This is a genomic window from Finegoldia sp. BIOML-A1, from assembly GCF_009678325.1.
GTDB lineage: Bacteria > Bacillota > Clostridia > Tissierellales > Peptoniphilaceae > Finegoldia > Finegoldia magna.
Map to the genome: position 1 here is coordinate 33,659 of NZ_WKZF01000004.1, position 13,897 is coordinate 47,555.

Below are 13,897 nucleotides of genomic sequence, written 5' to 3' on the forward strand. Positions count from 1 at the left end.
AACTATGAAAAATGTATATGATTTTAATGTCAAAGATATGGATGGAAACGATGTAAGCTTAGAAAAATACAAAGGTAAAGTATTGCTGATAGTTAATACTGCTACTGGTTGTGGATTTACGCCTCATTACGAACCTTTGGAAGAAATGTATAAAGTATTTAAGAATAAAGGTTTTGAAATTTTGGATTTTCCTTGTAATCAATTTGCAAATCAAGCTCCTGAAAGTAATGAAGGCATTCAAAAATTCTGCACAATGAAATTCGGAACAGAATTTCCTCAATTCGATAAGATCGATGTAAATGGAGAAAATGCCGATCCGTTATTTTCTTATTTAGCTACAGAAAAACCGTTTAAAGGGTTTGGTAAAGGAATAAAAAACCTTGCACTTGATAAATTTGCCAAGTTAAACAATAATAAATTTGGAGACAAAGCTTATATAAAATGGAATTTTACAAAATTTTTAATCGATAGACAAGGAAATGTTCTAGAAAGATTCGAACCTACTGTAGATATGGATATAGTAAAACAAAAAGTTCAAAGTGTCCTTTAGGAGTTTGATTATGTACGAAAACCAAAATTTAACAGCAAACAATTCTAGACGAGAAAAGATTATTATTAAAACAAGTATTTTAGGAATTATTACCAATGTATTTCTAGCAATTTTCAAGGCTATAATTGGTTACATTACAAATTCTATTGCTGTAATTTTGGATGCTATCAACAACATTTCAGATGCGTTATCATCTGTTGTTACTATTGCTGGAGCAAAGTTAGCCTTCTAAAGCACCAGATAAGAAGCATCCTATGGGCTATGGAAGGATTGAATATTTGAGTTCAATGATTGTGGCAGCAATTGTTTTATATGCTGGTATTACTTCATTGGTTGAATCAATAAAGAAAATAATTCATCCACAAGAAGCTGAATACAGTATTATTTCAATTGTTATCATCGCAGTAGCCGTAGTAGTGAAATTTATACTCGGGAAATACGTTAAGAGACAAGGTGAAAAAGTTGACTCTGGAGCATTAATCGCTTCAGGTGCAGATTAGATTTTCGATTCAATTCTATCATTATCTGTATTCATCTCGGCAATAATTTATATGATTTGGAGTATTTCGCTTGAAGCATATGTTGGGGTACTACTTTCTGGATTTATCATAAAAGCCGGTTTTGAAATGATGATGGAAACTATCAATCATATAATTGGTCAAAGACAAGATAAAGAGATTTCAAATAAAATAAAAGATCTAATTAATGACGAAAAACAGGTAATAGGAACTTATGATTTGATACTTTTTAATTATGGTCCCGATAAATACTACGCTACAGTTCATTTAGAACTTCCTGACACAATGTCTGTAGCTGAAGTAGATCAATTAACAAGAAGACTTCAATTGAAAGTTTACAAAAAAATGGAAATTATTTTAATTGGAGTAGGGGTAGATTCCTACAACACAAAAGACGATGAAGCTTCTAGAATTAGGAATGACGTTCAAAAGCTTGTATTATCACATGATTGGGCATTACAGTTACATGGATTTTATATTGATATTGAACAAAAAAACATGAGGTTTGATGTAATTGTAAGTTTTGAAAAAGATTTTAAAGATGCAGTTGAAATTATAACTGATGAAGTGCAACAAAAGTATCCTGATTACAAAATACTGATGATTCCAGATATAGATATTACAGATGTTTAAAAGAAAAACGACTAATATTAGTCGTTTTTCTTAATTTATTCTAGATAATAATAATTTTACGATTTCGCTGTTATCATCTAATTTTATAGCTGGTATAGTTCCAACTTCTTCATTAGTTGTGCCATCTTCATTAAGACCTTGTCCAAGTGGATACTCCACGATTAATCCTGTGTTAGGAAGTGACTTGTAAGTGTGAACTATATTCAGACCATTTCCAGAAGTTGTTTCTCCTACAGTAGTTGCAAACTTCGTTCTGTTGGCTATTTGACACACGAAATCAGCACTGTTTCTGGTATTTTTGTTTTGTAATAAATACACATCGCATTTTTGTTCTTCTGATTTTTTTATTGCTAGTTTAAAATTAGTAATGTATTTTATACTTTTTTGATTATCGTTTATTTTGATGTTCGCCACATTTTCTGTAGTTTTAAAGCTGATACCATTTCTATCTAGAATGTTTTTTGAGATAATAGGTTGAGTTTTATTTGCGACATTAAACTCAACATTTATGTCTGATTTTAATAGAGGTTTGATTATCACATTAATCGCATAATCTAAATTATCGGAATCATTATCTCTCAAATCTATTATGATTTTATTTTTCTTTTTATTAGTTTTCAAGATACTGCTGAAAATTTGGGCGTCCTGTTGAATATTTACTGAATCAAAGTCTGATACTTTTACATATAATGCATCTTTGTAATTATCTATGGAATATGCTCTGAAAGTTTTTTCAGGAATTTCTTCAGTCAAATTAGAATATCTCTTCATTGATAAATTATTTAATATTTGATTGTGATTATCTTGTTGTAGAATTTCACTAAAAGTGTGTTTATCCGCTATTCTAACATTTGAATCATAGAGCTTTTTCAAAATACCATTGTACAAATCAACTACTTCTTGTGTCGACATTTCGTCTTTCTTCTTGCCTGATTCCAATTTTATTTTAGACTTAAAGTTGGGTTTTAAAGATAAAAAGTCGATATCTTTGTATTTTTTTGTTTGTGGTAAATTCATATATGAACTTTCAATTTGATTACATAACTCATCAAAATCTCTGAGTATGTATTTTTTGGGAATCATTTGACTGTACTCAGCTGGTCTAGAATTTATGTATTTGTAACCGAAAAAGCAAAAGATAAGTAATAAAACCAATAAAAATATTTTATTCGCAATTTTATTTCTTTTTCTTTGTTTATTCGCTCTATTATGTGATGTTTTCATTTCTCACCTCTTTTTAATCAGTATAATATAAAAAAAAGAAAGGGTCAATTGAATAAAATAGTAGAAATTGGGTATATAAATATAGAAAGAGAAAAAGAGGTTAGTTATGAATAATGTTTTACTGATAAATAGAATAATTCCAACAATTGATGACGATAGAATTTGCAACATTACTTTTGTAATTGCAGACATGCATTTACAAGAAGTTCACGACAAAATAATTAAGGTTATTGACTCATCAGAATATATGGATTTAAATAACACCGAAATAAATTACAATGGATTTACTACCAAACAAAAGGCAAAATTGATTCCTGAAATCATGAAGCTATTGGTAGAAAATAATCTTAAAGTTTACGGTGTTTATGATTTGTATTCTTAAATTTTAAGTAAAATGATTAACTAACAGTCACATAAATTAAATTATAAGGAGTATGATAAAATGAACAGAGAAGAATTATTAAAAAAAATTGACGAACAATTAGTTTTTGAATTACAATCAGGCTATGAATACAAACAAATGGCTTCTGAATTCAATGATATGGATTGGGATGGATTTGAACACTTTATGGAAATGCAAGCCCATGAAGAATATGAACATGCTGAATACTTCAGAAAATGGTTACAAGAAGTTGGATATAAGATTGAATATAAAACAATTGAAGCTCCAAAAGCTGACTACGATAAAGATGTATTAAGCATTTTCAAAGCTGCTTTAGAACACGAAAAAGAGGTTACAAGAAGAATCAGAGAATTATTTGATGCAGCTCATGAAATCAAATTCTATGAAGTATACACTCTTCTACAAAAATTCATTGACGAACAAATCGAAGAAGAAGCTACTTTTGATAATATCATAGCAAAACTTGAAAGAACTGAAAACAGTAATGCTGGTCTTGCAATATTAGACAAAGAATTAGGACAAAGACAATAATTTAGATTAATCAAAGCGACTTTTTGAAGTCGCTTTTTTAGTGCAAATAAATTAAAGTTTTGTTATAATAAGTGTTATATTTCTTAAATATTTAATGGAGGTGAATATGAAAATAATTAATTCTGATTTGGAAAAAATCGCTTTTTTGAAAGAACAATATCCTGATGAATCTCTACCAGAAATTGCTTTTTGTGGAAGAAGTAACGTTGGTAAATCATCTTTTATTAATTCTATTTTGGATAGGAAAAACTTAGCAAGAACTTCCTCTAAACCTGGAAAAACGCGTACAGTTAATTTTTACAATGCAAATAATGAGTTTAGATTAGTAGATTTACCAGGATATGGGTATGCGCAAACATCAAAATCTGAAAAGAAAAAATGGGCGCAAGTTATAGAAACTTATTTAAATAATAGAAGAAATTTGTACGAAGTATTTTTAATTGTGGATATTAGACACAAACCAACCGTTCAAGACAAAGAAATGTATAATTGGATTATTCAAAGTGGATTTTGTGGGTTTGTAATAGCTACAAAATTAGACAAAATCGGAAAAACAATGATTAAAAAGAATTTGAATATAATAAAAAAAGAACTCAACATAGATGATGATAATCTCATCTACGAATACAGTTCAACTTCCAAGACAAATAAAAAAGCTGTTATGGAACAGCTTGAAATGATTCTAAAATATGGTAGTGGAATTGAAGAATAAAAGTAAGTAAACCCCAAGTAATTGGGGTTTTGTTTTTAAATATTTTGTGTGTGACAATAAATTTTATGTCATGTATGAATTATTATTGCCAATCATATAATTTTTTTGGATTATTCTACAACTGAGAAGTCGTCTTTTCCAGCGCCACAAATTGGGCAAACCCAATCTTCAGCTAAATCTTCAAAAGCTGTTTGTGGTTGAACACCTGCGTCTGGATCTCCTTCAGCTGGATCATAAATATATCCACATACGTCACATACATATTTTTTCATGTTTAATTTCCCCCTTTAAGATAATTACCTGTTATCAGGTACAAATTATATATACCCACTGTAAAAATTTCTAATCATTTTTCGGTTTTTTATTTATAAATTAAATATTTAATGATAAGTTGTTAAATTTATTGAACATATGGGTATATAAATATTGGGTGATAATATGTATATGTTTAAGAGGCAATTTGTCAGCGATAGGACAATTGCTACTAAAAATATTCATACTATGCTCAGACTATTAAGAAAAGTTGTACCAGATGAAGAACTACTTTATGATATACGATTAATAACTAATGAATTGATCTTTAATGGACTAGAACATGGTAACCAGTTTGATATAAATAAGAAAATAACTTTTAAAATAAAATTGAATGATGATTCGATAAAAATATGTGTACAGGACGAAGGTACAGGGATTGATTATTGTTCAAACAGTTATTTTAATAATGATATTTATGTCAGAGGTAGAGGATTATTTATAGTAAGTAAATTAGCTGACGAATTAAAAATTAAAGAAAATTGTGTTGAAGCAAAGCTATTAGTAAGACCTAATTAATTAGTGATCTAATAGCTTGTTTTATTGCAAAAAATTACTAAATGTGATTTTACACAAATTTTTCTTTTATTTTTTTCAATTTATGATATAATGAAGTGTCACAAATTAGAGGGAAGTGGAATTTTGAAAAGAGAAGATGTAAGAAACGTAGCAATTATTGCCCATGTTGACCATGGTAAGACAACTTTGGTAGATGGGTTATTAAAAACAAGTGGTATTTTTAGAGAAAATCAAGATGTACAAGATCGTGTAATGGATAGTAATGATATAGAACGTGAAAGAGGAATTACTATTCTTTCTAAAAACACCGCAATTGACTACAAAAATCATAAAATTAATATTATAGATACTCCGGGTCATGCTGACTTTGGAGGAGAAGTAGAACGTGTATTGAAAATGACAAGTGGAGTTGTGCTGGTAGTGGATGCTTTTGAAGGACCTATGCCACAAACAAAATTTGTATTAAAAAAAGCTTTTGAATTAAATTTACCTACAATTATTTGTATCAATAAAATTGACAGAAAAGAAGCTAGGGTAGATGAAGTAGTAGATGAAATTTTGGATTTATTTATTCAATTAGATGCAGATGAATCTTATTTGGATTCTCCATTTGTATTTGCTTCTGCAAGGGAAGGATTTGCAACTGACGATTTGGAAGAAAGACCAGAAGATATGACTGCCTTATTGGACAAAATCATAGACTACATTCCAGCTCCAGAAGGAGAAGAAGATGCACCATTTAAGCTTTTGATTTCTACAACTGATTTTAGCGATTACGTTGGTAGAATTGGAATTGGTAAGATTGAACAAGGTAAAGTAAAAGTTAATGATAGCTGTGTTATAGTAAATTACAATAATCCAGATAAGAAAAAGAAGATTAAAGTAACTAAGATTTACGAATTCGATGGATTAAACAGAGTCGAAGTTAATGAATCTAAATTCGGTTCTATCGTAGCCTTAACTGGTGTAGAGGGAATAGAAATTGGAGACACATTAGCAAATGAAGAAGATTGTGAACCTATTGAGTTTGTAAGCATTTCAAGTCCTACGTTGGCGATGAATTTCTCAGTTAACAATTCTCCATTCGCTGGCAGAGATGGAAAGTTTGTAACAAGTAGACAAGTTCGTGCTAGATTGTACAAAGAATTAGAAACCGATGTAAGTCTAAAAGTTGAAGATACTGATTCTACAGATACTTTTAGAGTTAGTGGTAGAGGAGAACTTCACTTATCTGTTTTAATAGAAAATATGAGGCGTGAAGGATTTGAATTCCAAGTTTCAAAACCAGAAGTTTTATTCAAAAAAGACGAAAATGGAAAAGTTCTTGAACCAATTGAAATAGTTACAATTGATGTTGAAGAAGGATTTGTTGGTACTGTAATCGAAAAATTGGGAACTAGAAAAGGTGAGTTGCAAGATATTTCAAATACTTCTAGCGGATATACAAGGCTTACTTTTGAAATTCCTTCTAGAGGTCTTATTGGATACCGTCAAGAGTTTTTGAGCGATACAAAGGGTAATGGAGTTATCAACACAGAACTTAAAGGATATGAGCCTTATAAAGGCGAAATTCCAAAACGTCAATTAGGTTCATTGATTTCATTTGATACAGGAGTTGCTACAGCTTATGGATTAAATGCAGCACAAGACAGGGGAATTTTATTCGTACAACCTCAAGATGAAGTATATGAAGGAATGGTTGTAGGGTCTAATGCAAAAGGATTAGATATTGAAGTAAATATATGTAAGAAAAAAGCGCAAACAAATATCAGATCTTCTGCAGCAGATGAAGCATTAAAACTATCTCCTCCAAAAATCATGAGTTTAGAAGAAATGATGGAATTTGTTGAAGAAGATGAATTAATTGAAATTACTCCTCATCATTTGAGATTGAGAAAGAAGATTTTGGATACTCAATTAAGGTACAAATCAAAAAAATATAATAAATAATTTTAGCGGGAATTTATCAGTTGATAAGTTCCCTTTTTTTAATTTAAAATTTTTAAAATAAAATTAACAATAAAATTGAATTGTCGAGAATAAACACTAACATTAATGGGTATATAATGTATATAAAAATATAAAGTATCATAATTTTTCTATTTAATTAGTATAGAGATATATATTAGAAGTTTAATTTAAAAAAACATTTGCTTTAGTTAGAAAAAGCGTGTATACTTAAATTATCAAATGCATTATATTATATTTTATTAATGGGTAAAGGTTACCTAAAAAAATTTTAAGGAGTAAAACTATGGCTGAAATTAATATCAAGGATAACACATTAAATGAGTTTTTCGATGCAATTATGATGTTAAACGGAAAAGAGGAGTTACAACGTTTTTTTGAAGACGTTTGCACAATGAGAGAGTTACATTCAATTTCACAAAGATTAGAAGTAGCAAAATTACTCAAAATAAGAAAAACTTATAGCGAAATTGAAAAAGATACTGGCGCGTCTACTGCGACCATTAGTAGAGTGAATAGATCTTTACAAAACGGTGCTCAAGGTTATGAACTTGTATTAGATACTTTAATAGCAAGAAATTTGGAAGAAAAAAGAAAAAGAAAACAAAAATAACTTTTTATCCGCAAACTTTATTTTGCGGATATTTTACTATGACATAACATTTTGGGTATATAGTAAATAAGAGGTGATTTAATGAAAATTACATTTTTAGGAGCTGCACAAGAGGTAACAGGATCTTGTTATCTTGTGGAGACTGAAAAACACAAATTTATGGTTGACTGCGGATTGTTCCAAGGAAGTAAAGAGTTAGAACAAAAAAACCATGATGAAATAGACTTTAGTAAAGCGGAGTTTATGATTTTGACTCATGCTCATATTGATCATACAGGAAGAATTCCGTTTTTATATAAAAATGGCTATAGAAAACCAATCTACTGCACAAAAGCTACAAAAGATTTGGCAGAAATAATGCTAATGGATAGTGCCAAGATTCAAGAGAGTGATGTTGAATGGGAAAATAGAAAAAGACAAAGATCAGGAAAAAAACTTTTAAGTCCACTTTATACGACGATAGACGCAATGAGTTGTATTTCATTATTTCAAGGGCGTTACTATAATGAGGTAGTTAAAATAAATGAGGACATAAGTGTTATTTTCAGAGACGCAGGTCACATGCTTGGTTCGTCAAGTCTTGAAATATTTATCACTGAAAATGGAAAGACTACAAAAATTATTTTCTCAGGAGATATAGGGACTTCAAATAATCCTATTTTAAACAATCCATATGTTTTATCTGGTTGCGATTATTTAGTTATGGAATCCACTTATGGTAATAGAATTCACGAACCTTACAAAGAAAGTGTACATTCTTTAATTGAGATAATTGAAAAAGTGTCATCAAGAGGTGGAACTGTAATTATTCCTAGTTTTGCAGTTGGAAGAACTCAAGAAATCATTTATGAACTAAACAGTTATTACGATTATCAAATAAAAAATCATTATGAGAAGAAAGTCCCAGTATACGTAGATAGTCCGATGGCTCTCGAAGCGACAAAAGCATTTATGAAAAATACCGATTTATTTAATCAAAAAGCAAAGGATTATATTTCAAGTGGAGATAATGTATTCGAATTCGAAAACTTACATTACGTTAAAAATGTAGACGAATCGAAAATGCTTAATAGCGTAAAATTCCCTAGAGTAATTATTTCTTCTAGCGGAATGGCTACAGCTGGACGTGTTCGTCACCATTTGAAACACAACTTGTGGGATGAAAAAAACGCAGTTGTTTTTGTTGGATATCAAGCGCAAGGATCACTTGGAAGAATTTTATTGGATGGTATAGATGAAGTTAAACTTTTTGGCGAAACAATAAAAGTAAACGCTGAAATATATAATTTGGGCGGATTTTCAGGTCATGCCGATCAAAACAATCTTATGGATTTTGTAGACAATATGAAAGTAAAGCCTAAGAAAATCTTCATAACACATGGTGAAAATGAAGGAGCAGAAACTTTATCTAATTTGTTAAAAGAAAAGTATAATGTTGAGGCTGTTATCCCAAAAATTTATTCAACAGAAGAATTTGAAGCGGGAAATTACAATATAGAACAAGAAATATCTACAAACCGAGAAAATAATGATTTGTATGCCGAATTAGAAAAGATAAAGAAAAAAATCGATCGATTGTATGAAAATAAAGAATTATTCGACCATAACAATATGGATTCTGAAGAATACAATCAACTTAACAATCAAATTTTAGATTTGAAGAATAAAATCATGACAATAAACATGATAACTGGAGAATAAGTCTGTATAAAAGGCTAATTAAATAGCTGGGAGAAAATATGGAAAAATATTTTTATCAGGGAAATAATGAAACGGATGTATATTTGTTTCATGAAGGAAACAATAATAATTTGTACAAATTTTTAGGAACTCATATTTACTCAGATGGATTTGGAACCTACACCAGATTTTTGGTGTGGGCTCCTAATGCTAAGCACGTAAATTTAGTTGGAGATTTCAATGATTGGGACGATTATTCACTTCCGCTTCAAAAATTACATGACGAACAAATCTGGGAGATTTGTATTAGGGATGTTAAAATCTTTGATTCATATAAGTACAGAATAGTAACACAAGATTCAGAAGTTTTATATAAAGCGGATCCATTTGCATTTCATAGCGAATTAAAACCTAAAACAGCAAGCAAGGTTTATGACATTGATGGTTATAAATGGAATGATATAAAATGGCTCACAAAAAGAGAAGAAACTGATATATTTCACAATCCTATGAGTATCTACGAAATAAATCTTTCTTCATGGCGAAAACGTGATGAAAATTACCTTTCCTACGTTCAATTAGCAGATGAACTTGTATCTTATCTCAAAGAAATGAATTACACACATGTTGAATTTATGCCATTAATGGAACATCCATTTGATGGATCATGGGGATATCAACTTACGGGTTTTTTTGCAGCGACATCTAGATTTGGTTGTCCAAAAGATTTGATGTATTTGATTGACAAATTACACCAGAATGATATTGGAGTTATCATGGATTGGGTGCCGGCTCATTTTTGTAGAGATGATTTTGGACTTAGAAAATTTGACGGAAGTAATTTATTCGAAAAATCTGACCAATACTTAGCTGATAATGATCAATGGGGAACGTTGAACTTTGACTTTTCAAAAAAAGAAGTGGTAAATTTTCTTATATCTTCTGCATTATTTTGGCTCAAATACTATCATTTGGATGGAATAAGGGTTGATGCAGTTGCTTATATGATTTATTTGAACTTTGCTGGAAAAGATATCAAAAACGAAGATGGCGGCTATGAGAACAAGGAAGCTATCGAATTTATTAAAAAATTAAATCAAACAATCAAACAAGAATTTCCTAGTACGTTTGTCATTGCAGAAGAATCAACTTCTTGGCCAAATGTTACAAAACCTGTAGAAGAAGATGGACTTGGTTTTGATTTTAAGTGGAATATGGGTTGGATGAATGACATAATCAAATACATGAAGATGGATCCAATCTTCAGGAAAGACCATCATAATTTATTAACTTTTTCGATAATGTACACCTTTAATGAAAATTACATTCTACCATTTAGTCACGACGAAGTAGTTCATATGAAAAACTCAATGATTGGTAAAATGCCTGGAACTTACGATGAAAAATTCGATCAAATAAGACTTTTGTATTCTTTTATGTTTGCTCATCCAGGTAAGAAACTTTTATTTATGGGTAATGACATAGGACAATTTGATGAATGGAATGAATACAAAGATATCACATGGGAAGTTTTGGAATACGAGAAACATCAACAATTAAAACATTTCATGAAAGATTTGAATAAATTTTACAGAGATAATAACGAGTTTTATGATTTGGATACTAGCTATTCAGGTTTTCAATGGGAAGATGTGAACAACGCAAATGAATCTTTGATTATTTTCGAGAGAATAAATTCTAAAAACGAAAAAATTATTTGTATTTTTAATTTCACACCTGTAAAAAGAGAGAAATATCCTGTAGGTGTCGATTATTATGCGCTTTATTCAGTTGTACTTAACTCTTCAATGAAAAAATATGGCGGTAATTTGCTAAGGAATAAACCTTATTATTCCAAAAATAACGGACACAATGACAGAAAATTTTCTATCAAAGTTGATATAGAACCATTTTCTGCGATGTTTATAAAATTAAATAAACTTAGAAATATCAATATAAAATAGGAGGATTTATGAAGGCGCGAAATAGAGTTGTCGCTATGCTCTTAGCGGGAGGACAAGGTTCAAGACTAAAAGCATTGACAAAAAATGTTGCAAAACCAGCAGTGTCATTTGGTGGAAAATATCGAATAATTGATTTTGCTTTGAGTAATGCTGCAAATTCAGATATAAGAGATGTAGGAATTTTAACACAATACAAACCATTCAAATTAAATTCACATTTAGGAAATGGATCTAGTTGGGACTTATCCAGAAATTCTGGCGGTTTAAGAATTTTATCTCCATTTGCCACAGAAAGTGGTGGTAATTGGTATGAAGGTACAGCCAATTCTATTTACGAAAATATGAATTACTTGGATGAATTAGATGCAGAATATGTTGTGATTTTATCTGGTGATCATATTTACAAAATGGATTACAATAAAATTTTAAAATATCATAAGGATAAGAATAGCGAACTTACAATAGCAGTAATGGAAGTAGATTGGAGTGAAGCTAGTAGATTCGGTATTATGAATACTGATGAAGACGGAAAAATTGTTGAATTTGAAGAAAAACCAAAAAATCCAAAAAGCAATTTGGCTTCTATGGGAATATATATTTTCAATTGGCATACTTTAAAAAATTATTTGATCGAAGACAATGAAGATAAGAATTCTAAGCACGATTTTGGAATGAATATAATTCCTAAGATTATAAATGATGGACTAAATGTTTTTGCATGGAAATTTGATGGCTACTGGAAAGATGTGGGAACTGTAAGAAGTTACTGGCAGGCTAATTTGGATTTATTAAATCCTGATAATAGACTTGACTTGTACGATACTAATTGGAGAATTTACACAAAAAACAGAAATCTTCCGCCACATTATGTTGATGAAGTTGCAGAGGTCAAAAAATCTTTAATTAATGAAAATTGTTTGATTTACGGAAATGTGAACAATTCCGTTTTGTTTTCTTCGATAACTGTAGAAAAGAATGCAGAAGTTCATGATTCTGTTATTTTAAGCGATACCGTTATCAAAAAAGGTGCAAAACTTTACAACTGTGTAGTCGCAGAGTCCATGACTATTGAAGAAAATCAAGTAATTGGTGATAAAAACTCCGACAAAATCTTCTTGGTTAGCGAAGATGGAATTGAAGAGTGTTAGGAGGAATTTATGCAAAATTGTATTGGAATTATATACGGCGGAAAAAGTAGACAAGATTTTGGTTATTTAACAGATTCTAGACCAGAATATATGCTTCCTTATGGAGCAAGATACAGAATTATAGATATTGCTTTGAGTAACTTTGCAAACAATGAATTTTCAAATGTTGTTTTGTATGGTGGCAAAATTATGAGGTCTACTCTTGATCACTTGGGAAATGGTGAAAGTTACGAATTGAACAGAAGACGAAATGGACTTGTCATATTTCCTCCAACTTTTGAAAATGCAGGTAAGGAAATTGTAGCTTATAATGAAACTAAAGATTTTTATTTGAGATCTAAAGAAGATGAGTTGTACTTCTACGATCCAATGGTTATTTTTAGAGAAGATTTTTCGGTTTCTCATGATAGATTTATAAAAGAAAATTTGGACATATTATTGTTCTGCAAAAAGATGGATAATGCAACGGGATTATTCATCGGTGAGACTAGATTAAACTTGGATGATAAAGGCAATCTAATCAGCATAGGAACAAATCAAGGAGTCGATGATGAATTTAATTTGATGACTAACATCGGTTACATGAAAAAAGAAGTCTTTTTGAATTTGATTCACGATGCAGCTAAAAATTCTAATTCTAATGAATTAATTGATGTTATTATTTCTAATTTGGATAAATTAAAAATCGGTGTGTACATGATTGACGGATATGTTGAGGTAATCAGAAATTTGACTCAATTTTACGATGCGAATTTGAAATTATTGAATGCCGATATTTACAATAATGTATTTTTCAAAAATGGATTGTTGTTAACAAAATCAAAAGACGAGCCGTCAGCATTGTATGGTGATTCTGCTTGTGTGAAAAATTCATTGATAGCAAACGGAGTCAAAATAGATGGTAAAGTAGAAAACTCAATTATTTTTAGAGGCGTAGAAATTCAAGAGGGTTCTGTTATCAAAAATTCCGTTATTTTCGAGAGAACTGTTATAGAAAAAAATGCAGTAGTTGTAAATACGATTACTGATAAAGGAGTTTTGATAAAAGAAAATGTAACTGCGGTTGGTAATCCAAATTATCCGTACGAATTAAAAAAGAATGCAATATTAGAAGATAAATAG

General features: G+C 30.0%; 16 protein-coding genes. 14 read left to right on the forward strand and 2 right to left on the reverse strand.

Annotation, left to right across the window (positions count from 1 at the left end; all coding sequences use genetic code 11):
• Nucleotides 1–4: 4 nt before the first annotated feature.
• Genes GKG00_RS05060 through GKG00_RS08970 form a run of 4 tightly spaced genes read left to right on the forward strand, consistent with a single transcriptional unit; the run spans nucleotide 5 to nucleotide 1,701 of the window.
• Nucleotides 5–550: a glutathione peroxidase gene (locus GKG00_RS05060; RefSeq protein WP_154254556.1), complete on the forward strand. Its 546-nt coding sequence runs from the start codon at nucleotides 5–7 to the stop codon at nucleotides 548–550.
• Between the two features lie 10 nt (nucleotides 551–560).
• A complete protein-coding gene (locus GKG00_RS09035) occupies nucleotides 561–782 on the forward strand; it encodes a cation transporter (RefSeq protein WP_257993122.1) in 222 nt (73 codons plus the stop codon).
• 22 nt (nucleotides 783–804) lie between these two features.
• Entirely contained in the window at nucleotides 805–1,050 is a 246-nt protein-coding gene (locus GKG00_RS09040; protein WP_277752815.1) for a cation transporter, read from the forward strand.
• Nucleotides 1,051–1,101: 51 nt separating this feature from the next.
• Complete coding sequence (locus tag GKG00_RS08970; RefSeq protein ID WP_241673657.1) at nucleotides 1,102–1,701, forward strand: cation transporter dimerization domain-containing protein; 600 nt, start codon at nucleotides 1,102–1,104, stop codon at nucleotides 1,699–1,701.
• 30 nt (nucleotides 1,702–1,731) lie between these two features.
• Here the strand turns inward: GKG00_RS08970 and GKG00_RS05070 are convergent, their stop codons facing one another.
• Nucleotides 1,732–2,925, reverse strand: a complete 1,194-nt coding sequence (locus tag GKG00_RS05070) for a S41 family peptidase (RefSeq protein ID WP_094223597.1) — start codon at nucleotides 2,923–2,925, stop codon at nucleotides 1,732–1,734.
• 106 nt (nucleotides 2,926–3,031) lie between these two features.
• Between GKG00_RS05070 and GKG00_RS05075 the strand changes: the two genes are divergently transcribed.
• The 3 genes from GKG00_RS05075 (at nucleotide 3,032) to yihA (ending at nucleotide 4,571) form a co-directional block, all read left to right on the forward strand.
• Nucleotides 3,032–3,307, forward strand: coding sequence for a hypothetical protein (locus GKG00_RS05075; protein WP_094203845.1), 276 nt, complete (start codon nucleotides 3,032–3,034; stop codon nucleotides 3,305–3,307).
• A gap of 60 nt (nucleotides 3,308–3,367) precedes the next feature.
• Nucleotides 3,368–3,859: a ferritin gene (locus GKG00_RS05080; RefSeq protein WP_110058041.1), complete on the forward strand. Its 492-nt coding sequence runs from the start codon at nucleotides 3,368–3,370 to the stop codon at nucleotides 3,857–3,859.
• Nucleotides 3,860–3,965: 106 nt separating this feature from the next.
• Entirely contained in the window at nucleotides 3,966–4,571 is a 606-nt protein-coding gene (yihA, locus tag GKG00_RS05085) for a ribosome biogenesis GTP-binding protein YihA/YsxC (protein WP_094205921.1), read from the forward strand.
• Nucleotides 4,572–4,681: 110 nt separating this feature from the next.
• On the opposite strand, the gene rd is transcribed toward yihA, so the two are convergent.
• Nucleotides 4,682–4,843 carry a rubredoxin gene (gene rd / locus GKG00_RS05090; RefSeq protein WP_002836766.1) on the reverse strand — a complete coding sequence of 54 codons (162 nt, stop codon included), beginning with the start codon at nucleotides 4,841–4,843 and terminating at the stop codon, nucleotides 4,682–4,684.
• 172 nt (nucleotides 4,844–5,015) lie between these two features.
• Here rd and GKG00_RS05095 point away from each other — a divergent pair, with 172 nt between their 5' ends.
• The 7 genes from GKG00_RS05095 (at nucleotide 5,016) to glgD (ending at nucleotide 13,897) form a co-directional block, all read left to right on the forward strand.
• The gene (locus GKG00_RS05095) at nucleotides 5,016–5,402 is read left to right on the forward strand and encodes an ATP-binding protein (RefSeq protein WP_225559831.1); all 387 of its coding nucleotides are present in this window, start codon (nucleotides 5,016–5,018) and stop codon (nucleotides 5,400–5,402) included.
• 90 nt (nucleotides 5,403–5,492) lie between these two features.
• Entirely contained in the window at nucleotides 5,493–7,352 is a 1,860-nt protein-coding gene (gene typA, locus GKG00_RS05100) for a translational GTPase TypA (RefSeq protein ID WP_154254558.1), read from the forward strand.
• 304 nt (nucleotides 7,353–7,656) lie between these two features.
• Entirely contained in the window at nucleotides 7,657–7,983 is a 327-nt protein-coding gene (locus tag GKG00_RS05105) for a YerC/YecD family TrpR-related protein (RefSeq protein WP_094207313.1), read from the forward strand.
• 81 nt (nucleotides 7,984–8,064) lie between these two features.
• Nucleotides 8,065–9,684: an MBL fold metallo-hydrolase gene (locus GKG00_RS05110; RefSeq protein ID WP_154254560.1), complete on the forward strand. Its 1,620-nt coding sequence runs from the start codon at nucleotides 8,065–8,067 to the stop codon at nucleotides 9,682–9,684.
• 38 nt (nucleotides 9,685–9,722) lie between these two features.
• Nucleotides 9,723–11,627 (forward strand): 1,4-alpha-glucan branching protein GlgB, encoded by a 1,905-nt coding sequence (gene glgB / locus GKG00_RS05115; RefSeq protein ID WP_154254561.1) that lies wholly within the window; start codon nucleotides 9,723–9,725, stop codon nucleotides 11,625–11,627.
• Between the two features lie 8 nt (nucleotides 11,628–11,635).
• Nucleotides 11,636–12,775, forward strand: a complete 1,140-nt coding sequence (locus GKG00_RS05120) for a glucose-1-phosphate adenylyltransferase (RefSeq protein WP_154254563.1) — start codon at nucleotides 11,636–11,638, stop codon at nucleotides 12,773–12,775.
• A 9-nt stretch (nucleotides 12,776–12,784) separates the two neighbouring features.
• Complete coding sequence (gene glgD, locus GKG00_RS05125) at nucleotides 12,785–13,897, forward strand: glucose-1-phosphate adenylyltransferase subunit GlgD (protein ID WP_094208802.1); 1,113 nt, start codon at nucleotides 12,785–12,787, stop codon at nucleotides 13,895–13,897.